The sequence below is a fragment of the Ruegeria sp. BB9 genome (assembly GCF_056539345.1).
On record NZ_JBQFUU010000001.1, the window covers coordinates 369,854 to 392,553 of the forward strand.

Here is a 22,700-nt window from a genome sequence, read left to right on the forward strand (position 1 = left end):
TGCTTACTCGGCGGCCTCGGTGACGCCCGTCAGGATGCCGCGGATCGCAGCCTCGTCGATGTCGTGATGCTCGGCGATGACAACAAGGCGCGAGCGGCGCTCCTCGTCCGGCTTCCACGGGCGGTCATACTGGTGCCGCACCCGCGCGCCGACCGCCTGAACCAGCAGGCGCATCGGCTTGCCCTGAACGGCGGCATAGCCCTTAACACGCAGGATGTTCAGCTCGTTTGCCAGACGCTCGATTTTGGCGACCAACTGCGCCGGGTCGGTCTGTTCGGGCAGTTCGACAACGATGCTTTCGAAATCGTCATGTTCGTGGTCGTCATGGCCATCGTGATGCGAGGGGCGGGCGTCCATGTCGTCTTCGGCTGCGGCTTCCAGTCCCAGCACCACGCGCACGTCCACCGCGCCCTCGGCAACCTCGACTACGGGCAGGGGGCGCGGCGCCTCGGCGGCGATGACCTCGCGCGCCTTGGCCACGCCTTCGGGGCCGGCCAGGTCGGGTTTGGTCAGAAGGATGATGTCGGCGCACGAGATCTGATCTTCGAACACCTCGGACAGGGGCGTTTCGTGGTCGATCGAGTCATCGGCCATGCGCTGGGCGTCCACTACCGCGACATTCGGGGCAAAACGGCCTGCAGCCACGGCCTCGGCATCGGCCAGCGCGATCACGCCGTCCACGGTGATCTTGGAGCGGATATCGGGCCAGTCGAACGCCTTGAGCAGCGGTTTCGGCAGGGCCAGACCGCTGGTTTCGATCAGGATGTGGTCGGGGCGCGGGTCCAGCGCCATCAGCGCCTCGATCGTGGGGATGAAATCGTCGGCCACGGTGCAGCAGATGCAGCCATTGGCCAGTTCCATGATGTTCTCCGCCGGGCAATCGGGGATGGCGCAGCTTTTCAGGATTTCGCCATCGACGCCCACGTCGCCGAATTCGTTGACCACCACGGCCAGCCGCTTGCCCTGCGGCTCGGACATCAGGTGGCGGATCAGCGTGGTCTTGCCCGAGCCGAGAAAGCCGGTGATGACGGTGACGGGAAGTTTTTCGAGGGTGCTCATGCTCAGGCTCCAATCGGGGGAATGCGGGCGGCGCAGTTCTTGCGGAAATGTTCAGGGCGGTCGCGCCATTTCACAAGGCCATCATCGGCGGCTAGGTACTTGGTGGCGCCTTCGACGATGATCTCGACATGGTCGGATTCGTTGAGGTTCTCATAGACGAAGGTCCAGCGCGACGGCCCGCCGCGCAGAACGATCGAGCAGCCCTGGTCGCAGTTCGACAGGCATTCGACCGGCTTCAGGGTGATGCCTTCGGGCAGGTCGGCGGCGGCCAGCGCCTTGTGCAGCAGCGTGCCGGGGCGCTGGGCGTCGTCCTCGATGGGCAGCCCGCGTCGGCAGGTGGTGCAGACCAGCAGCTCGACTGGTGTGGTCTCGGTCACGTCTCTCATCCCCATCACTCGGTTGTCGGGGGACGGGGTATGCGCGGGCCACGTTGCGGACATGGGCCCGACACCGGAACACCCCGTCCGGTTTGTATTCGGGCGTTGGCAGGTCTCCCGGCTTGCGGATGTCAGAGCAGTGCTCTGTCGGATGTCCCGCCTTCCCGGCCTGCGGCCAGTGGCATTTGGGCACCCTCTCCGGTCACGGTCGCGGGGGCGGCTGCGTTTGACGGAAAACCGCTGACGCATTCCCTTTTCATCTGTTTGCACAGACACCAACGCAAGCGACATGCGGTACGGGCAGGGGGGTTGTCAAGCGCGCAGGGGCAAGTGCTTTGCGTCGGATCGAAAAAGCGACTTGCCGGGGTCAGTCCGCGGCATCACCGGCCAATCGGTCGCGCAACCACGCGAGGAACAACTGGGCGGGGATGGACGGAGGCGCCGCGCTGACGCTGCGGATCAGGTAGTGCGACTGGGCAAAGGGAATCGCCGGCCCTGCAACCCGGATCGGCGCGCCCTGCGCGATCGCGTTGCGCCCGAACCGCTCCAGAACGGTGGCGTAGCCCGCGCCGGCCATCACCAGTTGCAGCGCCGTGACGGTCGTATCCGCCGAATGCCGCGCGGGGCGGTCGGGCAGGTCGGTGTCCGTCGCCTCGAAGTACCGCGCCCAGTTGTCCTCGTACCCCAGAATGTGGATCAACGGGCCGTTGCGCAGGTCTGGCGCCGGGTCCTGCGCCCGGCAGATGGGCACCAGCCGCTCCGAGCACAGCCGGTCGGCCGCAACACCGGGCCAGTCGCCATAACCCAGCCGGATTTCCACGTCCACATCGGCAGGCGCGGCCGAGTCGTTCCAGATATGCGACACCAGCCGCACGGGGATCTCGGGGTGCTGCGCGCTGAACGCGGGCAGCTCGGCCGCGATCCAGTAGGTCATCGACGATATCGCCGCCCGGATGGTCAACGCCTGTCGCGAGGCGGGGCCGAACAAGCTGTTGGTGGATAGCGCGATATCCGACAACGCCCGGCGCACGGTCAGCGCATAGGACTGGCCCAGCTCGGTCAGCGACAGGTGTCGTGCGTTGCGGGCAAAAAGCGGCTGCCCGAGGTCCGCCTCGAGCGAGCGGATATGCAGCGACACCGCCGTTTGCGTCAGGCCCAGTTCCTGCGCGGCGGTTGTGAAATTCAGGTGGCGGGCAGCGGCCTCGAAGCTGCGCAGCCAGGCCGGATTGGGCAGGCGGTCCATTCAGCACCAAAATTTTTTGCATCTAAACTGACTTTTTATTCGTTTCTTTTGTCGGTGGGCAACGGAAATACTCGGGCCAACGAAATTGCGCCTGCAGGAGGGCAGAACATGAAGGTCGGGTTCATCGGTTTGGGCAATGTGGGGGGCAAGCTGTCGGGGTCGCTGCTGCGCAACGGTATCGACCTGACGGTATACGACCTTAACCCCGATCTTGTGGCGGAGTTCGCCGCCAAGGGGGCAAAAGCCGGTGAAAGCCCGGCGCAGATGATGCGCGATTGCGATGCGGTCATCACCTGCCTGCCGTCGCCCGCTGCCTCGGACGCGGTGATGCAGCAGATGCTGCCCGAGGTGACCCACGGCAAGATCTGGATGGAGATGTCCACCACTGACGAGGCCGAGGTCAAACGCCTGGGGGCCATGGTGATCGAGCGCGGCGGGGCGGCGGTGGACTGCCCGGTTTCGGGCGGGTGCCACCGGGCGGCCACGGGCAATATCTCGATCTTCGCGGGCTGCGACCGGGCAACGTTCGAGCGGATTCTGCCGTTCCTGACGACGATGGGCCGGCGTATTCTGCATACCGGCGATCTGGGCACGGCCTCGGTTCTGAAGGTGCTAACCAACTATCTGGCCACCGCCAACCTGATTACCTGCGCCGAGGCGCTGGTGACCGCCACGGCCGCCGGGATGGATCTGAACACCACCTATGAGGCGATCAAGATCTCGTCCGGCACGTCTTTCGTGCATGAGACCGAAAGCCAGGTGATCCTGAACGGCTCGCGTGATATTTCCTTCACCATGGACCTGGTGAAAAAGGATATCGGTCTGTTCCAGGAGGTCGCCGACCGCGCCGGCGTGCCTTTGGAGATGAACCCGTTGATGATCAAGATTTTCGACGACGCCATCGCCCGCTATGGCGAGCGCGAGCTGTCGCCTAACATCATTCGGCGGCTCGAGGATGCAACCGGGCTGAGCATTACCGCACCCGGTTTTCCGGCCGAGATGCAGGACGATGAACCGGAAGAGCCGGGGTACGAGGTGATTCCGCAAGGTAGAAGCGCGGTCTGATCGGACGGTCAGCGCAAACGCGCGGTTTCGGAGGTGTCTTGCATGGATCGAGTGCGTAGGTGGTGCTCCTGCGCTGACTAAACCCTTGCCCGATAGTTACTGGTTAGCTCGGCTGGGCTAACCATCTCCGCACGTATTTTGGCGTTTCGTATCAACAAACTGTTCCAGTCGACTATTATTAGGACCAGAGAGCAGCGATGCAGTGCGAGGCTAAAAAGTTGGAGGCGAGTACCGGAATCGAACCGGTGTACACGGATTTGCAACGCACTCTAGGCGCTACGGATGCACACTGGCGCGACAGGCCGAGACGCCTCAGAGCCCAACGGGCGTTTACTCTCGCAACGTTCGGGACAGGTCCGGGGTTCACTGGCGCAACAGGTGCAACGACTGCTCATTTCACCCCGTTCCCACCCAGCAACGACCCGAGTTTGTCCATCGCGTCTATGTGTTGGGCGTCGTCCGTGTCCACATACAGGTCATAGGTGGTCTGGAACCGGCTGTGGCCCATCAACTGCTGCAGGGTTTTGGGGTCGGTGCCGGTCGCGTTGACCGCCTTGCCGAACGCGTGGCGCAGGCCGTGGATAGCTGATGCCTCCGGCAGGCCGAGTTTGTTTCGTGTTCTCCATGCGATGGCCGACAGGGTGTCCAACCGGTAGAACTCCCCGGTGGGCTCCACGAACACACCACCGGTGTCCACCCATGCGTTGCCCGCAGCCAGCCTGAACTCAGCAACCCGGGCGAGTTGCGCCCAAAGCACGGCCTCCAGAGGGGCCGAGAGGGGCAGGGTGCGGTGGGAGGCGTCCGACTTGGGTTCCGACAGCACGTAGTCGCTCCGACCGCCCCGGGACACCCGCATCAGGCTCGTTTCGATGACCACCTGACGGGCGGGGAACCGGATTGCTGGTATCAACAGGCCCCCGGCCTCCGAGCGCCGGCACCCCGACAGGCCGATGAACCGGAAAAAGTGGCCGTAGGGCGTCTTGTCCATTTCGGACAGGAACTGGCCGGCCTGTTCCACCGTCCACGAGGGCTTTTTACCTTTTCGGGGTGCCCTCGGCATCGAACTGGCCTCGGCCACGTTGTAGGGCAGCAGCCGCTTGCGCACCGCGTCCCCGAGCGCGGACACCATGATGGTCCGACACTGGCGCACCGTGGTGGGTGACAGTTCGCGGCCGGTGGCACTGAACTTGCCCGAAAGCAGTCCCCGCAGCCAGAACTCCACGTCATCGGGGACCAGTTTTGCCAGTTCGATGTGCCCGATGGCCCGCTTTGCGCTGTCCAGTTTCGCCCGGTAGCCGTCCAGCGTGTTGTGGCGAATCTCGCCCATCGCGACCTTGTTCGCGACCCAATTGTTCAGATAAGCCGCGAGCGTTGATCGGCCCGTCCGGACGCCCTGATGGGTCTGGGTCTCCACTTCTGCCTTGAAAGCGAGCGCGGTTTTGTGGTCCCGAAAGGTGCGACTGCGGCGAACCCGTTTTCCGGTCCTGTCCGTGTGTTCGTAGAAGACCTTCCACTTGGGCCCGTTTCGGTCCTTGTACTTGCTGATACTCGCCATTTTTCACTCCGATTTTGTCCAAAAAGGACCACCGGAACATACAACAAAATACCCTTGTCAACCCCCCGGCTGACATGAGGGGTGCGACACCGTGCCGCACTATGAATCGCACTATGAATCGCACTTCCGCCGCCACGACGAGTGTGCTCGGATGGGTGAAATCATCCATCAGGAGGCGAATAATGATTGACAAAACGTGGATTACTGTGCGCGAGGGAGCGGAGATTCTCGGGGTGAACCCCCAGACTGTTCGGAGGCTGTGCAAGGCCGGCCGCATCCGCTCGACGCGAATCGGGACGCTGCAAATTCGAATCGTCCGCGAAGACGTGGAGAAAATCCTCGAAACCTCGGCCTACGCCGCAGAATAACACCCAACTCAGCGAGGGACACTATGACCATGCAGCCAGACCAGCGCCCCGAACCAGAACTGTGTCGGGGTCACGGCATCAACGACAAACCCGGGACCTCGTTCAACAGCATCACCATCCCGGGCATCCGCAAACTGGCGGCCAACCCGCAACAGGTGCCGAAGGACAAGGCCGACTGGGTGATACCTTCGACCTACCGGGCGGCCGACGCTCGATCGGCCATGCCGCAACTCGACAAGGGCGAGTTCTATATGCTCGTGGTCGATGTTGATGACGGCAACCCCAGTCTGGGCGAGGTGCGGGACGCGGTGGTGGAGGTTCTCGGCGCTTGCCAAACCATCATCTATTCAACGGCGTCAGCCACGAAAGAACTCCGCAAGTGGCGAGTGATGATTCCACTTCAAGTACCCATCGGCGGGGGCGAATACGAACTGTTTCAACAGGCACTGATGGAACTGCTGGACGTCGCCGGCATCGACATGGACATTTCGGGGACGCGGGTTGCCCAGTTGTCGTATCTGCCGAACCGGGGGCCAGACTTTTATGAACACCAGTGCACCGACGACCCGGCGCTGTTCGTGGGCCCGAAGCACCCATTACGTAAGCGGGCCGAGGCCATCCGAAAAGCCGCGCAAGTTGCAAACGAGGCCGCGAAGGCCCGGCAAAAGGGCGGCGTCTCGAACCAGATACAACGCTACAACGACGACCACCCATTGGAAGCCGAGTTGGAGCGGTTCGGATACAAGAAACAGCGCGGCAAACTGTGGAGGTCCCCGAACGAAAAACAGGGCGGTGGCACCTCGATTCCTGTGCCTGGGCGCTGGGTTTCTTTCTCAGGAAAGGACGCCGGCGCCGGCATCGGGTTCGGCACAAAGTCGGGGCACCGGTCAGGCGATGCGTTTGACCTGCTGGTGCACTACGAATACGGGGGTGACCGCGAGGCCGCGTTCAAGGCCATCGCGAAGGACTACCCACCACTGTCAAAACACCCCGAAAGGGACGCCATCGTGGCCGAGGTGGCAAAGGACCATGACCCCCGAGGGCTGTCGTCGCTCGGGGACGCGGTGGCCGAAATAGAAGCCCGGTTCAAGGATACGGGCATCCGAAAACACAAGAAGCCTGAAATAGAGGCACTCGTCAAAGCCGTCTGGGAACGCGAGTTCGCGCAGGAAGAGGCACAAGGGCTGCCCGATGCCGTGTTGGAGTGGCCGAAACTGGAACCCAAGGGCAACAAGGTGGTCCTGCCCGACCTACTGGACGCGCTCGTGGGCAGGTTCAGGGGCTACCTGTCGCTGGACGACCGCATTCTGGACCTGCTGGCCCTGTGGGTCGTAGGCGCCGGGAACGCAAACCTGTTTTCCCAGTTCCCACGCGTCTTGATAAAGAGCCCCGAACCAAACTCGGGCAAGACGACCGTGCTGGAACTCATGGCCTTCACCGTTCCGCAGGCCGTCATTCTGGACCGGTCAACGTCCGCATCCGTCATCGCCATGTTCGACCTCGCAAAAGGCTCGGTGGCGTTTTTCCTCGACGAACTGGACACGTGGGTTGCCACGAAAGAGGGTAACGACGATATGACCGGCATCTGGAACTCTGGTTTCGAGCGGGGCAAACAGTCGGCGAAGATGGAGCAGATGGGCAACACGTGGCAACCGGTGTTCCGGTCGCTGTACGCGCCGGTGGCGGGCGCCTCGCTCCACGACCTGCCGCCCGCAAACGAGAGCCGGGCCTACGTGGTTCGCATGGTGCCCGACCGCACGGGGAAGAAGCAAAACATCCGGAAAGAGAAGAACGTTCTCGGGGGCAACCCGCTGGACGACCTGCGACAACAGGTGGTGGACTTCTGGGCGGGAGACCCCGAAATAGAACTGGCCCCGAGCACCGAAGACCTTGACGGACTGGGGGGCCGGGATGCTGACCGCGCAGTGCCCCTGATTCTGCTCGCACGGTTCGCGGGCGGTGACTGGTACGACCGACTGCGGGCTGGGATGGCCTATATCGAAGAACGGAACGACCCAAAACAAGGGCCAAACCGGGAACTGCTGGAGGACCTGTGCAGGGTCTACGTCGCCGGCGACCCGGGACACCTGCCGAGTTCGGACGCGGTGTCACGTCTGGTGAACATGACGGACCGACCATGGGGCGACCAGAACGCCGGGCTGGGCATCACACAAGCCGAACTGGCGGAACTGCTGCGACCCTACGACCTGCGCCCTAAGAACGTCTGGGTGGATGGAAAGTCACCGAAAGGATACAAGCAGGAAGAACTGGAACACGTGTTCGAGGTGTATCTCGGCCCGAACTGGCCTAGCGCCTATCTGGACGTACCTGCGGAAGACCCGTACCCCGACAGGCCGACGTTCTAGCCGCTAGGCGAGGGGTCCCTAGCGCCCTTTCAGGGGGGTCTCTGGCGGGTACCCGCTAGGGGCTCGGAACCACGAAAGAACAAACTCCGTTCGTACTCTGAGACATTGTCAACCGGGGGGTTGCTAGCGCCCTAGCGCCTCTCCGGGGTATGGAAAAACCATGTGAAAGACGAACGGCCCTGAACAGACCGACAGGTGCGCATATTTCGTTTTGTCCCCCGAAAGACCGCTAGGGCGCTAGGTGTATATAGTTCTATATTTTATAGAATAAACTCCGTTCGTGTTCTGAACGTGTTCGAGGCCCTAGCGCCCCCCAACGCTAGGGACCGCTAGGTGCCGCCAGAGGTGTGTTTCGTGGTCCTGCAACGTACTGAAACGGGACATCTTCTCACGACCATATCGGCCGTGTTCCCCTTTCGGGATGAAGCGACACCCGAACAACCGAGGCGGTGACAACCCGTTCTACCAGAGCACCGCATGGAAGCGCGCAAGGCGTCAGGCGCTGGAACGTGATGGTTGGGCCTGTGTGCTGTGCGGTGCATCAGTTCGTGGCAAGGGTCGCGCTCGGGTCGATCACATCCACAAGGTGGAAGGGGCGCCCCATCTCGCGCTCGAAGTCGGGAACATGCGCACCCTATGTACCCGGTGTGATGCCATCAGGCACAGCCGCGACCGTGGGCCGGGGCGTAGCCGGGACGCCGAGGCCGAACAACACGATAATGGTGGCATGTCCGCGTCATGGCGGGCTGCTTATGAGGCCGAACGATGAACAAACGCCACCCATCCCATGCGCTGCAATCGTCGCTTTCCTCCACACAATTGGGAGGAGAGGCGATTGATGTGTGTAAAAGGGGGGGCAAAAGGTTGCAACGATATGCCGACACCACAACCCACTAACGTCTCCCTATCAAGCTACGAAGCGAGGATATTCGAATGCCAAAAGGAAGCGGTCTGACACCCCGAAAGAGTGTCGCGACATCGTCAGAACTTTGGAAGCATCTCGGTGACGACCCCATCGAATGGCCCGCAGATGTGGAGATGTGGCAGCACGACCAAGCTAAGGCTGAGCGCGTGTTCCAAGAGGTGTTGTTGGGTCGTCCAAGGTCTCGGTGGACCGGAACGGATGTCCATCTAGCCGCGATCTACGCTCGTACGCTTGTCGAACATGAGTACACGCATCGAATGGTGCAAAAGGAAGGTCACCTAACCCAGAACAGCAAAGGCGATTGGGTTCGGTCGCCATGGCTGAGCCTTCACATCAACCTGCAGTCGCTTCTGATCGCCCAAGCCAAACAGCTGGGTATCGTGGCGCGTCCCGGAAACAAAAAAACAGCGGACGACGAACGAGCGTCAGCCGAGGCGGCAACCCAAAAAATAAACGAGAATGTTGTGCGACACGACCTGCTCGCTTGAGTCGCGGTCCAGATCAGGGTCCGGGCGCCCTAATTGAATCAGAACACTCGGACCGCGTTTTTCGATAGCGGACGTTCAACAAAACTAGGCCAACGACTGAGTTGCGGGACAAAACAGACATTCCCTGCAGGTGCTATACATGAAAAATCACCGGCAGTCAGACGACACGAGTAAAGCAAAGTGGGTGTTGTCGCGGCGTTCGATTGAGCTACGTCACGTCGGGGCTGATAACTCGGAAAACGATTGGGAGAAGTGAATGAAAGAAATTGTTAAGTCTGCCAGTCTCATTACTTTCGCTGCAGCGCCCGCGCTTGCTCAAGAAACTGTCACGCCCAAGACATACATCCGGGCTGAAGTCGACATGTCCTTCTCCCAGTTCCAGCTTAATGCTGGAAGTGACGTGAACCGCTTCTACTACATCCGCAAGCCGACGCCACTGGACGCGCAGGCCGTGGTACGGATGAACCGCGATACGCTTTATGCCGGCTCCGTGGTCGATACCGAGGGCGGCGCAACGATCACGATTCCTGAGTTTCCGGATGACCGCTATTTCTCTATCCTCGTCATCGACAACGACCACTACGCGCCCGTGGTCTTCTACGAGCCGGGCACTTACGAGATCCCGGGCGACACCAAATATGTCGCTCTGATCATGCGGATCCAGATCATGGACCCGAGCGATCCGGCGGATGTGGCGCTCGTCAACGATATGCAGAACAAGTTCGTCATCGAAGCGGCAAGCCACGATCTCTTCCCCGAACCGCAATGGGACGTGGACAGCATGCTCGCCCTGCGTGCCGAGTACGAAAAGGAATTCCAGAAGTTCAGCCAGTACGAGCCCGACTGGATGGGCCCGCGAGGCGAAGTGAACGAGGAAACCCGCCATCTCGCAGTCGCTGGTGCCTGGGGGCTCTTCCCGGAGAAAGATGCCGTCTACATCAACTACACCGGCCCGGCCTCAGCGGAAGCCTGCTATACGGCGACCTACGAAGTGCCGCCCAATGATGCCTTCTGGTCGATCACCGTCTACGGCGCCGACGGCTTCATGGAGAGCGACAACAACATTGTTAATGACCGCAACGTGAGCCTGAACGACGACGGCACCTTCACTGTGCACTACGGCGCTGAGGTGCTCTGCGGCGCACAGCCCAACCGCGTCGACATCAGCGACGGCTGGAACTTCTTGATGCGCATCTACCGCCCCGGCCAGGCCGTGCTCGACCGGACATACACATTGCCAGACGTCACGGAGGCAAACTGATGACCCGAACATTTGCACCTGTGTTTTTCGTCGGCATGATCTTTGCCGGTGCGGCCATGGCTGATGGCACCCAGGTCACTCTCGACAATTTTACGATCGCCGAAACTGACAAATACATGTCGGAGCACTCTGCTGAGCATGAAGTGAACACAATCCGGCATTCGCGCGAGCCATCCAGTCCGGACAACCAGTTCGTAATCACCGAGAACAAGGATGTGCTCTATAGCCATGCTGTCGTCGATACGATGGGTGGTGCGACGATCACCAATCCTGACTGGGATTACCTTTCGATGATCCAGATCATCGACGAGGCGCACTATACTCTGCACGTGCTTTATGCTGGCGAGAGCGTCACTCTGACCCCTGAGGACCTGACCACAGGCCGCTACGTGTTTCTCAACATGCGAACCGGGTTGAAATCAACGGATGAGGCCGGACTTGCAGAGGCGCACGCGCATCAGGATGGCTTCCTGATTGAGGCCGCTTCGACAGAGCCCTATGCGCCCAAGGGGTTCGATACCGAAAGCCTCGATGTTGTCAGGGCCTCGCTGGTCGCTCGAGCAGCAGAAGCAGACAAGCCGGAGTTGTTCTTTGGCCGCCCGGAGGATGTTGACCCGGAAATGTTCCTGATTGCCACAGCGAAAGGGTGGGGCGGCTTGCCTTACAAGGATGCTGTCTACATTTCGACGATCGTTCCTGAGGGCGCTTCGGCTGAAGGCGCATGTTCCGAGATGACCCTGCCGTCCCCACCTCTGAAATTTGACGACGGTGCGTTTTTCTCGGTGACGACCTACAGTGCAGAAAGCTGGATCGTCGAAGAGAACTTTGCTCTGAACAATCGGGCGGCGGAAGAGAACGCGGACGGTTCCATCACGTTCCGATATAATTGTCCGGGGCAGCCAAACAACATCGACGTGCAACCCGGCTGGACGCAGGTCATCCGCCTCTATCAACCGGAAAGTGCCGAAGCTATTACGGATTACGTGGCCCGAATTACCTCAGAGGTTAAGGTCGTTCCTATCAAATAGCGAACACGCACCTGCAAGTCTTACAGATCACCGCCGGGCACTGCCCCTCCCCCTGATATGCCCGGTGGTTCCGGGGCGGTGCTCTTCCTGTCGCCGCCCCGTCTCAGACAGAGCGAGACTGGCTGATATTTTCAACGTTTAGCGCATTCTCAAAACGGCCGATCGAGTAAATTCTTAGCAGTGATCCGTTGAGCCCTTTTGTCCGAGTGTCCGACATCGGTGCCCCAAAGTTCTTTGCGCTGTGAATGAATGACCTCTTTTAATTTGCGGCGCAGTCATTGGATTTGGCAAAAAGTTCGCTGCATTTGCGAAAGGCGAACCAATAGCACCTCCGCTTCGGGCTCGTAGCAGTCGCTCGTAGAGTTTGGACGAATGGCGGCTACGCGAACCTTCCAGACTTTCGATTAAGTAACTTCAAGGGACGCGACCGGCCCCCTGCGAACATTGAGCAGCAGAACTCCCCTGCGGTGCAGCTTCGCCGAAGCAGTCGTTTGGAAATCGATAAAGCAATGTCGAATTGCTGCTTCAGCATACGTCACCCAACGTGGACTGTTACGTCATATCCCAGAGACTTTAGAGATTTCGAAGTTCGCCCGTTCCGGGGTGGGAAGCGATCTGGCATTGCCCACCCGACAAGTTCGCCCAATGCGCTTACCCCGAGGCCCTCCATTTTCCATTTCGGGTCATGAAAGGCGGTCCAGAGGCGCTCCGGCAACTGTGCCTCCGGGCCACTATAGAGGATGAAATTCAAGAGCTGCTTCACGTCGTTGCCACCAGCGGACTTGTCGCTCCAAATCCGCTTCGAGAGCGCGTCGACTTTTTCTGGTATCGTGTACCTGGTCCCGTCCTCACGAAGACCGACAGCCTTATTCGCGACGCGTCGCGCATAGTCTTTGATGGAATGTATACCCATGCAGAGCTCGCGGAAGGCCTCATATTCCATATGCTCTATGGCCTCGGCAGTGAGCGCCTCCCGCAGCATGGGCGCGGTGGAATTCAACACAACGTCTTCTTCGGACGGGGCCTTGGGCAAGTTGCGCCACCACTTGATGGCGTCAGCGAGCGCAGCATCAGGGTTCCTCTGGTTTTGCTCGAAATGGTCGGTGTAGAGAGCTCTGCGTCCGTCGAAGGTACGCTGATAGTAGTGCGCGTGGAGGAACTGGTCGCCCTGAGCACCTGCAGGGGTATCGCCGTCAATCCAAGAGGGCCTGTTCTCAGGCTTGCTCACCAAGTTTCCGATATCGCGGAGCTGTTGCAGCGTAGAGTGCCATTCCTCAAGGAATGCCTCCCGGCGGCGGTCAGCGGCTTTTTTCTTCCCGGTCTGCACGAGCCCAGACCACTGGTTGAAACTCGGGCTGTTCCAGAACTCTTCGGACGGTGGCTCCGAACGCGCAATCTGCGTTGCGCGCTTCTGCATAACTTCGAGCAACTCGTCTGTCAGCGGCGTCGAATTCCGATCGAGCACGTCAAAAAGTTCAAGGATATCTTCGGCCATTTCATCCGTGATCTCGGCTTCGGGAAAGAAGCAGCCGGCCTCGACGTTCTTGTACCAGGCGCTCGCAGTGAGGTTCGCGGAGCCGATGTAGAGGCCGTACTCGCGCCACCAGATTACCTTCGCATGGTGATGCTGAACGAGGCGGCATTTGAAACGGGCCGACTTGCGGGCGAGGAACGCGGACAGGATGGAAGGTTTGACCGGGACGCCTTCGTCGAGGCGACCAAAATACTTTAGTGGAATGCCGTTGTTCCAACACCAGTCGAACAGAAGGTTCATATCTGTCGCGTATGCGACCGCTGCCAGAACCTCTTGTGTCTCAGCAGCCGCGTTCAGTGTGATGTTCGTCAGATAGTCCCCGTTAATGCCGCCCATTATAAGTTGCATATAGACCTCAAATCAGAAATTACTTTGTATTGTCCAGCCCATAGCGGCCATTCAAGTCGACTTATGTTGCGCGCCGCAGTGAGCCTGAAGCGATCTCTTGATCTGCTGGCAGCATCAGCGTCGAATCCTTAGTTAATACGTGCAAAAAAGTGTGCTGAGTAGCCCTGAAGAATGGCCAAACTGCCTGAGGGGAGCGAAGCACTCCCTCAGGCTCGCCGAAAGATTTCTGCTATTCAGCTGGCCACGCCCTTAGCGCAAGTGTGGCCATCTCTTTCTGCCGATCATCCACCTCCTTCGGTGACCAGCCTTCGTATTCTCCGAGTGCAGCGGTGGTAGTTAGGCTGCTCTTTTTAAAAAACGGCTTCTTAGCAGCAAAACTACCGTTTGGCATACCGTTGTTCTCGCTCCTCCGAAGGAGGCAAAGGTTGCCAAGCCGAGCTTTGAATTCCGCGTGCGTATCAGCATCAAAGCTCTCCCAGCCCGTCGTAGGGAGAGCTTTGGGAAGTATGTGCTCAAGGGTGATCTGGTTAGGGTCGGTATTGACCCACTCCTCCTCACCTTTATCCGGCGACGCAGTGTGCTCTAACTCCCTCAGAATATATCGGGCCAAGGCCGCCTTCGATACACGAGCACTTGCGAACGCCTCCTCGAAATCTTTGTCCGAAACGAATATCTTTTTTAGGGCGGCTATGAGTTCGTTGTGTTTCGAGATCTCGCCTCGCGTGATCTTTAGGGCAGCTTCGGCGAAAGCTTGTTCATTTACACCACTTCGCGTCCTTGCAGACAATACGAGGCGCAGGCTAAGTGAGGTGAGGAAGCGAATAGATTTTTCAAATTCTTTTTTTCTGAACTTTGCGGAAATGGCCAGCAAAAGAGGTCGCATTGGCTTGAGATCAAAAAAATTGAAATCAGTGAGAAGCTTTCGGGAAACAGGCGAATAACTGTCCCAAAATTCATTCTCAGGATTAAAGGTTGCAGTGTAAGTGCGGGATGCTTCAGCCAGGGAAGTCAGGAAGGAGATCGAAGTCCCCTCATTCTTATACCTGGTTTGGATGGCGTCATACACGCCGTCGGCGCGCACAAATCCGGAGAATGCAATCAGGTAGTGCCGCAGGAAAGAGACTTGCGGGTCGTCATCTCCGAGTTCCTGGAGGTTCTCCAACATGATCGACCATTTCGACTGTGCGACACCGACTTGCCGGTCCGCAAGGCCGAATAAGTAGCTTTTGACAAGATCAGCCTGAGAAGTCCGAAGTCCGCGGTCGTTAAGTGTCTCAAACATCTTGAACGCGCGAGCTTGATCATGAGCCCGCAACAGAATGACTTGAGCCGACCGCTCGAGGTAGTCAATCCAGTTATTTAGCGTCTCAGGCGCATCTACGCCCAAGACTGATTCAGCGATCGCTTCAACGCGCTTCACGGCAAGGAAATACGCAGCCTTCAAAAGCCTGTGGGAGGTTCGGCTTCCTTTAGGGGGCCAGTCTTCTTCTTGGTTTCTTGATGTGAGTTTCTTGAAGTAGGCCCTGTCATCGGTGTTCAGCGAAAGCTTCTGCTTAAAACCCTCCCGCCTGTCGCTACTGAAAAGGTAGCTATTCTGAAGTGAGGTAGATATTTCTTTGCCGATCTCGTGCTTATCCAGATAGTCTCTAATCGCAGTGAGCAGCAGGTAAGTGGTAGTCATCCGCTGCTGACCGTCCACTACGCTGAGTTCGCCAGTCGCTTTATCTTCGATCGCAACAATAGTCCCGAGGAAATATTCGGAGTTTCCCCGATACGCCGCCTCGAGGTCAGAGAAAAGCTGCTCGACCTCTTCGTCGGTCCATGCATAGTCGCGTTGATGGGGAGGGATACTCAATGAAAAATCGGCAAAAATCTTTGCAATTCCAATATCGTCGAAGCTAAAAGTTTTCATAGTGCTCTCTGGTGTGACCGCTTTTTGGGGGAGGCTAAACCCACGGTTGCTGACGCGCAAGCTGGAGCCACGCGCGAAATCAAAGGGGGTTATGCCCCGAAATTCGCACCCCGGCATGGGTCCGCTTCAACCTTGGCAGTCGAGCATCGCGCCGCAGCGCCGCAAGTCGGCTTTCCGCCCATCGCGACAGTTTCTGCGGAACGTGCCAATGGGTAATCTGGGCTCAATGCGGAAATCCGAAAGATTTGGTCAGGTGTCTGCTTAAAGGCCCAAACGTGCCTCTCGCAGTTTCACCCGGTATGCCCAAGTTGGGTTGGAGATTCTAGTATCCTGTTTTTACGCAACTCTTTCGATTCCGGGAAAGCCATTTCGCGTTGTCGGGCCACAGGAAGCCATTTCGAGGCGTTCTCCGGTACCAACATAGCCCAAAACCTCCTCAGACCCGTCCTGACCCCCTCCCGTTGGCTTCCTTGGGTATCAAATGGTGTCGTCCCAGTAGTTGGGGAGTTCAGATTCACGGGGCAAGACATCCGGCGCGGTCACTCCGTGCTTGGTCAGCCACTCGCGGATAGTGCTCCACTCGTCCTGCAGGCTGGGCTTCGAACGCCATTCCTGTAGTTGTTCGAGTTTGCATTTGAGGTCAAAGGGGATAGTTCGGGGCCACTCAGTCATGGCTCATGTTCCACTTTTGTTCAAATGCAGGTCAAGTCACATTTTCGCGGATTACCCGAGCGCGAAATCCAGGTTCACACACCCTATCGCGAACACACAAAGGAACAACGGACCCCACGAAAAGGTCGCCTTGGGTGTCACTTGGACGTTGATTGTGATGTTGGGGTCTGGGGCATCGGTTTCGGGCGTGTCCTTGGATCGGGGGAACTGGATGACGTTGGTCATGCCGCCAACACCCTTTTCACGGCTTCCGCAACCCGATCTAACTCCGCTTCCGACCGGCTGTGCCATCTGTTGTAAGCCGGTGGAGCCAGCGAAGGCATTTCGATGACGCGGCTGTTTGCGATGTCCAAACGAGCCAAGTCCTTGGCCGCACCGCGACCGTGTACAACTACGACCTTGGGCGAAATCCAGTTGTGAACCCACTCGAAAATCTTAGTTCCAACCTTGCGTTGATCCTCGGTCAAATCGGCGCTCATGGGTGTGGAAAAGCAGACGACGTTGGTTTCCAGAACCTTTGCTCCAACGTGTTTGAGGCGCTCCGATAACCGGTCGATGTTTGTCCGGGTTGGGGATGTCTCGCACAGTTGTTCGTAGAGGCCACGGCACGATTGGCCATTTCGATTGAACAGGGCATCAACGTGTCGCTGTTGGCTGCCAACGAGGTCTACTGCGTAGCCGTTGCGCTGGTTTCGCCCGACGATGAAGCAGTCGGCCTCTGTTGGGTCCGACAGGTCAGTCATCCAAGGGCGCGGGAACTGCCCATCTATCGGCGCTGTGTAGATGAACGCCTCTTGATACAGGGATTGGGCAGCCCTACCGTCGCATTTAGTACATGTCTGGTTCATCGTGGTTCCTCAGCAGTCATATACACTTAGCCGGTCATTCTGGCTTGTGATTTTCTGCCAACTTTCACCTCTCGCACTTCCGATTGTCCGAGAAACGAATCTAGGGTCACGGTTTCCCCGGCCATCAGCCTGTCTTGGGCCTCGCCTGGCACGGGCAGCATTTGTTCGAGTTCAACTAGCCCTTCGGCTGTCTCGGTGAATCCACTCGAATGTGTGATCAGGTATGCGGTCATCTCGGTCGTCTCGCTGCTATATCCACCCCATAAACAAAGGTATGCTGAGGTCACGCGTCAATTTAACTCTTTGCAACAGTGGTTTAGCGCGTTGTCGCAACGGTCCTCGACAACGATATATTCACCGCCCGCGCCGTGCATGATATATTCGAGTGTCCGCCGGCCTCACTGCCGGTTTCTCGCTGAAAGTCGCTGTCCCGGGGTTTGGTCGCCTCGGGACAACGCATATCTGGACAGGACTATGTCCCGTAATTTTTACTCGTGGTGCGGTCGCATCCTTGGTCCCATTGAGCCAAGGCCCCGGCTAGCGTGGATACCCGGGTTTTCGGTGGTGACAATCTTCGAAGTCCGTCTTTTGCGTCAGTGCTGCATCGACATCCGAAAGACGGTCACACCCGGGTATCCTAAACAGCCCATCCCACCCGCGTCCCACCCCGCAACAATTCGGCCGAACCATTTGAAATGGCTCAAAGTACGGTCTCGTCGGGCTCTGGAAGTGGAGGCGAGTACCGGAATCGAACCGGTGTACACGGATTTGCAATCCGCTGCGTCACCACTCCGCCAACTCGCCTTTTCAAGCAATTTCAATTACTTGACGTGGTGCAGACGCGGTTCTAGCAGCTTTCCAGAACAACGTCCAGAGGGTTGCTGAAATTTCCGCCGGCCATGGCGTTGGATGGCCGGTCAGCGCAGTGGCAACTTTTGTCGCGGCCTGCAATTTTTGCCGGGCTGGCCGTTGCCGGGCGGGATCGGATGTGGCAAAAGCCGAGCAACCATGGGAAATATACGAGCGGTCACATGACGGATTTCGCAGCCCGACGCCACACGATGGTAGACACTCAGGTCAGGCCCTCTGATGTCACCAAATTCCCGATCATCGATTCAATGCTGAAGGTCCAGCGCGAGAACTTCGTGCCGGATGCCAGTCGCGAAGTGGCCTATGCTGGCGACCTGATCGATCTGGGAAACGGGCGCTGCCTGCTGGAGCCGAGGACTCTGGCGAAGATGCTGGATGCATTGAATATTTCGAATGACGAGGTGGTTCTGGATATCGCCCCGGCGTTCGGATACTCGACCGCCGTCGCCGCGAACATGGCGCAGCTTGTGGTGGGCGTCGAGGATGACGAGGCCAACGCAGCCGACGCGCAGTCCCGCCTGATGGAGGCGGATATCGACAACGCGATCATTCATGTCGGACCTTTGGAGCAGGGGGCGGCCGAGCATGGCCCCTATGATGTCATCATCATCCAGGGCGGTGTGGAACGTCTGCCCGATGCCCTGCTCGATCAACTGAAAGATCATGGCCGCATCGCTTGCCTGTTCGTCGAAGGCAACCTGGGCACCGTTCGCATTGGTCGAAAGTCCGATGGGCGGGTGACATGGCGTCATGGCTTCAACGCAAACGCCCCGGTACTGCCGGCGTTTTCGGCCGAGTGTGCATTTTCGCTATAGTCGATCAGCGGTTTTCCGCGGTCCCTTGATTAGTTGAAAACAAAGGCGCAAACTGCCTACGGGCTTGCGTTATTTTGATTTGAGAGGATTTGGGTATGCTTGGAACGGCTGGAGGGAAGCTGGTCAAGGCAGTCGCTCTGACGGCGGGAATCGCGCTGAGCGTGATACCGGGGCGCTCGGTTTTGGCGGACAATCTGACCGACGCGTTCATCGGTGCATACAACACAAGCGGGCTGTTGGAACAGAACCGCGCCTTGCTGCGCGCAGCCGATGAAGACGTTGCAATCGCGTTGTCGGCCCTGCGCCCGATCATCAACTGGACCGTCCGTGTCAGCCAGGATTATGCCAAGTCTCGCGCCGGAACAGTGGTGTCGACGGTCGAACCGTCGCGCTTCTTCTCGGGACTCACGCTGAGCCAGCTGGTCTATGACGGCGGTGCATCGATTCTCGGGAAACAGTCGGCTCAGGAAACAGTTCTGGCAACTCGCCAAGCATTGATCGATATTGAGCAACAGGTTCTGTTCCGCGCAACGACGGCTTATCTGAGTGTTCTGCTACAGGAAGAAACGGTTCAGATTCGCCAGAACAACGTCAATCTCTCAGGCGAGGAACTGCGGGCCACGCAGGACCGTTTTGAAGTCGGTGAGGTCACCCGGACCGACGTCGCGCTGTCCGAAGCGCAGTTGGCAAGCTCGCAGGCTGATCTGGCCGATGCGCGAGGCGACCTGAGCACTGCCCAAGCGGAATATGTGAACGCCGTCGGCAAACAGCCGGGCCGTACTGCGGGCCAGCCGCGTCTGCCGAAGCTGCCCGGTTCTTTGGCCGAGGCCATCAGCCTGGCACAAAGAAACCACCCGGCAATCCTTTCGGCGCAGCATCAGGTGCGTGCCTTGGATCTGACCGTGCAACAGCAGCGCGCGGGCCTGGGTCCGAATGTAAGCCTGAACGCGGACGCGGGGATCACGGAAAGCTATGACAACGACGACTATACCAACGATGCGTCCATCTCGTTGAATTTCAATCAGCCCATCTATGCCGGTGGCCGATTGGCGGCCAACGTGCGCCGCGCAATGGCTCAGCGGGACGCATCGCGTGCCAATCTCCTGAATGTGCAGAAAGACATCACTCAGGGTGTGACGGACGCCTATGTGCGCTTTGAAACGGCCACTGCCAGCCTGCGGGCATCCGTCGAACGGGTACGCGCATCGCAGGTCGCCTTTGACGGGATTCGCGAGGAGGCCACCTTGGGGGCTCGGACCACACTGGACGTTCTGACCGCTCAGCAGGATTTGCTGGACGCACAATTGGCCGAAGTTGCCTCGCGGACGGAACGGTCTCTGGCTGCCTATCAGCTGTTGCAGGCGCAAGGTCTGTTGACCGCCGAGCGCCTTGGACTGGCAGTCCAGATTTACGACCCGACGCTCTACTACAACCTGGTCAAAAAAGCGCCAGCACAGATCAGCAAGCAAAGCCGCGACCTGGATCGAGTTCTCAAAGCTTTGCGGCGCGAGTGATCAGCCACACTATCTGTTGTTAGGTTCGACCGGATTGGATACACTGGTCCAAAAGGTCAGAGCGGTAGAGAACAATGACAGATAGCAGTGTCAAAGCAGGTGTCGAAGACGTATTGTCGTCGATCAAGCGTTTGGTCAGCGAAGAAGGGCGCAAGGTCCCGAACCTGATCAAAGCGACTGCGGCCCGCAAGCCGGGCCGACTGGTTTTGACGGATGCCCTGCGGGTTGGCACACCGGCCGAGGATCCAAAAGCACCTTTGAAACTGGCCCAAAAGATCTCGGCTGAGGCGGCCTCGCATCATGCTGCGAATGTCGAGGCGTTCCGCCCGGCCAACGACCTGTCACAACCTATGCGGTTGCGGTCTTGCGATATCGTTCGCCCCGGAACCCCGGCAATCAACGACATTGGCGGTGAGTCTTCGGATGATCGCGAAGGCCGTAGGGATCTGGCCGGAAGCCTGAGCGCCAAGATCGCGGCTCTCGAGGCTGCGATTGCGCGGACCGAAGATCAGTGGGAGCCCGACGGCGAAAGCGACGACGCTTATTCCGGCACGCGCACCGACAAGGTCAGTTGGACCACGGACACCGGGTTTTCGACGTCGAAGGATGCGGCTGAGTCCGAAGCTGAGATGAACGCTGACAGCGACGAGGAAACAACGCCTGCCACGTTTATTCGGGACAACCGGGATGCCTCAGAGGCCGAAGTCGAGCTGGATCAGGAAGCGCCGGCGATGGCGACCGGCACGATGGATGAAGACGAATTGCGCGAGTTGATCGCAGACATCGTCCGTCAGGAACTGCAGGGCGCGCTGGGTGAACGTATCACCCGCAACATTCGCAAGCTGGTGCGGCGCGAGATCAACCGCGCTTTGGCCGCTCAGAATTTGGATTGACCCTCAGCCGAACCGAGGCTCGGCTGCCAGTGACAGCAGGGCATCAAGGTCCATATGCTGTTCGAGGTGGTCGGCCAAAGCCTCCAACGTTTGCTCAACACTGTCTTCGTATGCCAGTTCCGACCTGGCGCCAAACCGCTGCAGATACGACGCGCGGAAGGCGTCTGACGTGAAAATACCGTGCAGATAGCTTCCCAGTACGCGCCCGTCTCTCGATGCGGCGCCTTCAGGTCGACCCTCCACCTGTAACCATGCACGGGCAGTATCCGGACCTTGGGTGCGCCCCATGTGGATCTCGTAGCCGGTGACAGGCTCGCCGCCGGGCAAGGCCTGCGCTGATCGCAGTTCGACCCGTTTTTCCCAGGACATAACCGTTTCCACGTCCAGCAAACCCAGCCCATCGACGCTGCCGGGTCTGCCGTCCACGCCATCAGGGTCGGTGATCACCCGGCCCAGCATCTGATACCCGCCGCAGAGGCCAAGAACATGGCCGCCCCGCCGTACATGGGCATACAGGTCGATGTCCCAACCTTGTTTGCGGAAAAAGGCCAAATCTCCGATCGTGGATTTGCTGCCCGGCAGAATCACCAGATCCGCGTCACCGGGAAGGGGGCGGCCAGCCGGAATGATCTCGACCGAAACACCCGGCTCGGCAGACAGCGGGTCCAAATCGTCGAAATTCGCCATGCGCTCCAACTGCGGCACCGCAACTTTGCAGGTGCCGCCTGCGTGCGAGCGAATATCCATCATGTCTTCGGCCGGCAGTTTCCAGGCGTCCTCAAACCAGGGAACGACGCCCAGGCAAGGCCATCCGGTGCGTGCCGCAATGTCGTCGCGACCGTCATCAAACAGGCTGACGTCTCCCTTGAAACGATTGACCGCAAAGCCGCGGATCATTGCTAGATCGGCACTGTCCAGCACTGCATGGGTGCCTACGATCTGCGCTATGACACCGCCCCGGTGAATGTCTCCTACCAGTATCACGGGCACATTTGCGGCGCAGGCAAAGCCCATGTTGGCGATGTCGCCTACCCGCAGGTTGGTCTCGGCCGGACTGCCGGCGCCCTCGACCAGCACAAGGTCGGCATCTTGGCAAAGCCTGGCAAAGCTCTCGAGCGCGGCGTTCAGAAGCTTGGATTTGTCCTTGCGATAGTCCTTGGCCCGCATCGTTCCCGCCCGCTTGCCCTGAACGATCACCTGCGCACCGGTATCGGTTTCCGGTTTCAGAAGGATTGGATTCATGTCCGTATGCGGCGCGCGCCCCGCCGCCCGGGCCTGCAGCGCCTGGGCGCGGCCAATCTCGCCTCCATTTGCCGCCACTGCGGCGTTGTTGGACATGTTCTGCGGTTTGAAGGGGGCAACCTTCAACCCTCGCCGCGCAAAGGCCCGGGCCAGCCCGGCCACAAGCATCGACTTGCCGACGTTGCTGCCGGTCCCCTGAATCATGATCGCGCGAACCATCTGAGCCTCCTGCGGATGTTGGCAGATGACCGCATTTATTCAGCCGACGAAAGCGTGGATCGGGCCATTTGCACGACGAATGCGACTATTCCGCTGCG

General features: G+C 59.1%; 20 protein-coding genes, 1 tRNA gene and 1 riboswitch. Of the genes, 10 read left to right on the forward strand and 11 right to left on the reverse strand.

All coding sequences use genetic code 11. The annotated features are described in order from the left end of the window. Positions 1-3: 3 nt before the first annotated feature. From cobW to ACR0FC_RS01825, 3 genes are all read right to left on the reverse strand, one after another. Positions 4-1,059, reverse strand: a complete 1,056-nt coding sequence (cobW, locus tag ACR0FC_RS01815; protein WP_170337743.1) for a cobalamin biosynthesis protein CobW — start codon at positions 1,057-1,059, stop codon at positions 4-6. Between the two features lie 2 nt (positions 1,060-1,061). Further along, the gene (locus tag ACR0FC_RS01820) at positions 1,062-1,445 is read right to left on the reverse strand and encodes a DUF1636 family protein (RefSeq protein ID WP_093962591.1); all 384 of its coding nucleotides are present in this window, start codon (positions 1,443-1,445) and stop codon (positions 1,062-1,064) included. An 81-nt stretch (positions 1,446-1,526) separates the two neighbouring features. Next, positions 1,527-1,731: riboswitch (cobalamin riboswitch) on the reverse strand. Between the two features lie 72 nt (positions 1,732-1,803). Beyond that, positions 1,804-2,679: a LysR family transcriptional regulator gene (locus ACR0FC_RS01825; protein WP_170337745.1), complete on the reverse strand. Its 876-nt coding sequence runs from the start codon at positions 2,677-2,679 to the stop codon at positions 1,804-1,806. 108 nt (positions 2,680-2,787) lie between these two features. Here ACR0FC_RS01825 and ACR0FC_RS01830 point away from each other — a divergent pair, with 108 nt between their 5' ends. Continuing rightward, positions 2,788-3,744: an NAD(P)-dependent oxidoreductase gene (locus ACR0FC_RS01830; RefSeq protein WP_170337747.1), complete on the forward strand. Its 957-nt coding sequence runs from the start codon at positions 2,788-2,790 to the stop codon at positions 3,742-3,744. Positions 3,745-4,135: 391 nt separating this feature from the next. Here ACR0FC_RS01830 and ACR0FC_RS01835 read toward each other — a convergent pair whose 3' ends face one another. Further along, entirely contained in the window at positions 4,136-5,299 is a 1,164-nt protein-coding gene (locus ACR0FC_RS01835; RefSeq protein WP_170337749.1) for a site-specific integrase, read from the reverse strand. Positions 5,300-5,481: 182 nt separating this feature from the next. Between ACR0FC_RS01835 and ACR0FC_RS01840 the strand changes: the two genes are divergently transcribed. From ACR0FC_RS01840 to ACR0FC_RS01865, 6 genes are all read left to right on the forward strand, one after another. Beyond that, complete coding sequence (locus tag ACR0FC_RS01840) at positions 5,482-5,667, forward strand: helix-turn-helix domain-containing protein (protein ID WP_170337751.1); 186 nt, start codon at positions 5,482-5,484, stop codon at positions 5,665-5,667. A gap of 23 nt (positions 5,668-5,690) precedes the next feature. Further along, a complete protein-coding gene (locus ACR0FC_RS01845; protein ID WP_170337753.1) occupies positions 5,691-8,033 on the forward strand; it encodes a DUF3631 domain-containing protein in 2,343 nt (780 codons plus the stop codon). Between the two features lie 421 nt (positions 8,034-8,454). Further along, positions 8,455-8,802, forward strand: a complete 348-nt coding sequence (locus tag ACR0FC_RS01850; protein ID WP_170337755.1) for an HNH endonuclease — start codon at positions 8,455-8,457, stop codon at positions 8,800-8,802. 164 nt (positions 8,803-8,966) lie between these two features. Next, positions 8,967-9,446, forward strand: coding sequence for a hypothetical protein (locus tag ACR0FC_RS01855; protein WP_170337757.1), 480 nt, complete (start codon positions 8,967-8,969; stop codon positions 9,444-9,446). A gap of 256 nt (positions 9,447-9,702) precedes the next feature. Beyond that, the gene (locus tag ACR0FC_RS01860; RefSeq protein ID WP_170337759.1) at positions 9,703-10,707 is read left to right on the forward strand and encodes a DUF1254 domain-containing protein; all 1,005 of its coding nucleotides are present in this window, start codon (positions 9,703-9,705) and stop codon (positions 10,705-10,707) included. After that, on the forward strand, positions 10,707-11,735 hold the full coding sequence (locus ACR0FC_RS01865; RefSeq protein ID WP_209509258.1) for a DUF1254 domain-containing protein: 1,029 nt from the start codon (positions 10,707-10,709) through the stop codon (positions 11,733-11,735). The genes ACR0FC_RS01860 and ACR0FC_RS01865 overlap by 1 nt, the downstream gene beginning before the upstream one ends. 535 nt (positions 11,736-12,270) lie before the next feature. Here the strand turns inward: ACR0FC_RS01865 and ACR0FC_RS01870 are convergent. The 6 genes from ACR0FC_RS01870 to ACR0FC_RS01895 all read right to left on the reverse strand — a co-directional run bounded on the left by ACR0FC_RS01870 (position 12,271) and on the right by ACR0FC_RS01895 (position 17,853). Then, complete coding sequence (locus ACR0FC_RS01870; protein WP_254437746.1) at positions 12,271-13,605, reverse strand: phospholipase D family protein; 1,335 nt, start codon at positions 13,603-13,605, stop codon at positions 12,271-12,273. A gap of 241 nt (positions 13,606-13,846) precedes the next feature. Next, positions 13,847-15,529 (reverse strand): DUF262 domain-containing protein, encoded by a 1,683-nt coding sequence (locus ACR0FC_RS01875; protein WP_170337761.1) that lies wholly within the window; start codon positions 15,527-15,529, stop codon positions 13,847-13,849. A 723-nt stretch (positions 15,530-16,252) separates the two neighbouring features. Further along, positions 16,253-16,426 carry a hypothetical protein gene (locus ACR0FC_RS01880; protein ID WP_170337762.1) on the reverse strand — a complete coding sequence of 58 codons (174 nt, stop codon included), beginning with the start codon at positions 16,424-16,426 and terminating at the stop codon, positions 16,253-16,255. Further along, positions 16,423-16,944 carry a uracil-DNA glycosylase family protein gene (locus ACR0FC_RS01885; protein WP_170337763.1) on the reverse strand — a complete coding sequence of 174 codons (522 nt, stop codon included), beginning with the start codon at positions 16,942-16,944 and terminating at the stop codon, positions 16,423-16,425. The genes ACR0FC_RS01880 and ACR0FC_RS01885 overlap by 4 nt, the downstream gene beginning before the upstream one ends. Before the next feature lie 131 nt (positions 16,945-17,075). Then, positions 17,076-17,282, reverse strand: a complete 207-nt coding sequence (locus ACR0FC_RS01890) for a hypothetical protein (RefSeq protein WP_170337764.1) — start codon at positions 17,280-17,282, stop codon at positions 17,076-17,078. A 497-nt stretch (positions 17,283-17,779) separates the two neighbouring features. Then, positions 17,780-17,853 (reverse strand) — tRNA-Cys (locus tag ACR0FC_RS01895). A gap of 227 nt (positions 17,854-18,080) precedes the next feature. Here ACR0FC_RS01895 and ACR0FC_RS01900 point away from each other — a divergent pair. The 3 genes from ACR0FC_RS01900 (at position 18,081) to ACR0FC_RS01910 (ending at position 21,141) form a co-directional block, all read left to right on the forward strand. Beyond that, on the forward strand, positions 18,081-18,734 hold the full coding sequence (locus tag ACR0FC_RS01900) for a protein-L-isoaspartate O-methyltransferase family protein (protein WP_093963017.1): 654 nt from the start codon (positions 18,081-18,083) through the stop codon (positions 18,732-18,734). A gap of 95 nt (positions 18,735-18,829) precedes the next feature. Then, positions 18,830-20,248, forward strand: a complete 1,419-nt coding sequence (locus ACR0FC_RS01905) for a TolC family outer membrane protein (RefSeq protein WP_170337765.1) — start codon at positions 18,830-18,832, stop codon at positions 20,246-20,248. Positions 20,249-20,322: 74 nt separating this feature from the next. After that, positions 20,323-21,141, forward strand: a complete 819-nt coding sequence (locus ACR0FC_RS01910) for a hypothetical protein (RefSeq protein ID WP_170337767.1) — start codon at positions 20,323-20,325, stop codon at positions 21,139-21,141. Positions 21,142-21,144: 3 nt separating this feature from the next. On the opposite strand, the gene ACR0FC_RS01915 is transcribed toward ACR0FC_RS01910, so the two are convergent. After that, positions 21,145-22,602: a cobyric acid synthase gene (locus ACR0FC_RS01915; RefSeq protein ID WP_170337768.1), complete on the reverse strand. Its 1,458-nt coding sequence runs from the start codon at positions 22,600-22,602 to the stop codon at positions 21,145-21,147. Positions 22,603-22,700 lie beyond the last annotated feature (98 nt).

Bases quoted from the DNA above. Each gene is read 5' to 3' on its own strand.
- cobW (WP_170337743.1), bottom strand. From the start codon at position 1,059: ATGAGCACCCTCGAAAAACTTCCCGTCACCGTCATCACCGGCTTTCTC.
- ACR0FC_RS01820 (WP_093962591.1), bottom strand. From the start codon at position 1,445: ATGAGAGACGTGACCGAGACCACACCAGTCGAGCTGCTGGTCTGCACC.
- ACR0FC_RS01825 (WP_170337745.1), bottom strand. From the start codon at position 2,679: ATGGACCGCCTGCCCAATCCGGCCTGGCTGCGCAGCTTCGAGGCCGCT.
- ACR0FC_RS01830 (WP_170337747.1), top strand. From the start codon at position 2,788: ATGAAGGTCGGGTTCATCGGTTTGGGCAATGTGGGGGGCAAGCTGTCG.
- ACR0FC_RS01835 (WP_170337749.1), bottom strand. From the start codon at position 5,299: ATGGCGAGTATCAGCAAGTACAAGGACCGAAACGGGCCCAAGTGGAAG.
- ACR0FC_RS01840 (WP_170337751.1), top strand. From the start codon at position 5,482: ATGATTGACAAAACGTGGATTACTGTGCGCGAGGGAGCGGAGATTCTC.
- ACR0FC_RS01845 (WP_170337753.1), top strand. From the start codon at position 5,691: ATGACCATGCAGCCAGACCAGCGCCCCGAACCAGAACTGTGTCGGGGT.
- ACR0FC_RS01850 (WP_170337755.1), top strand. From the start codon at position 8,455: ATGAAGCGACACCCGAACAACCGAGGCGGTGACAACCCGTTCTACCAG.
- ACR0FC_RS01855 (WP_170337757.1), top strand. From the start codon at position 8,967: ATGCCAAAAGGAAGCGGTCTGACACCCCGAAAGAGTGTCGCGACATCG.
- ACR0FC_RS01860 (WP_170337759.1), top strand. From the start codon at position 9,703: ATGAAAGAAATTGTTAAGTCTGCCAGTCTCATTACTTTCGCTGCAGCG.
- ACR0FC_RS01865 (WP_209509258.1), top strand. From the start codon at position 10,707: ATGACCCGAACATTTGCACCTGTGTTTTTCGTCGGCATGATCTTTGCC.
- ACR0FC_RS01870 (WP_254437746.1), bottom strand. From the start codon at position 13,605: ATGGGCGGCATTAACGGGGACTATCTGACGAACATCACACTGAACGCG.
- ACR0FC_RS01875 (WP_170337761.1), bottom strand. From the start codon at position 15,529: ATGAAAACTTTTAGCTTCGACGATATTGGAATTGCAAAGATTTTTGCC.
- ACR0FC_RS01880 (WP_170337762.1), bottom strand. From the start codon at position 16,426: ATGACCAACGTCATCCAGTTCCCCCGATCCAAGGACACGCCCGAAACC.
- ACR0FC_RS01885 (WP_170337763.1), bottom strand. From the start codon at position 16,944: ATGACTGACCTGTCGGACCCAACAGAGGCCGACTGCTTCATCGTCGGG.
- ACR0FC_RS01890 (WP_170337764.1), bottom strand. From the start codon at position 17,282: ATGACCGCATACCTGATCACACATTCGAGTGGATTCACCGAGACAGCC.
- ACR0FC_RS01900 (WP_093963017.1), top strand. From the start codon at position 18,081: ATGACGGATTTCGCAGCCCGACGCCACACGATGGTAGACACTCAGGTC.
- ACR0FC_RS01905 (WP_170337765.1), top strand. From the start codon at position 18,830: ATGCTTGGAACGGCTGGAGGGAAGCTGGTCAAGGCAGTCGCTCTGACG.
- ACR0FC_RS01910 (WP_170337767.1), top strand. From the start codon at position 20,323: ATGACAGATAGCAGTGTCAAAGCAGGTGTCGAAGACGTATTGTCGTCG.
- ACR0FC_RS01915 (WP_170337768.1), bottom strand. From the start codon at position 22,602: ATGGTTCGCGCGATCATGATTCAGGGGACCGGCAGCAACGTCGGCAAG.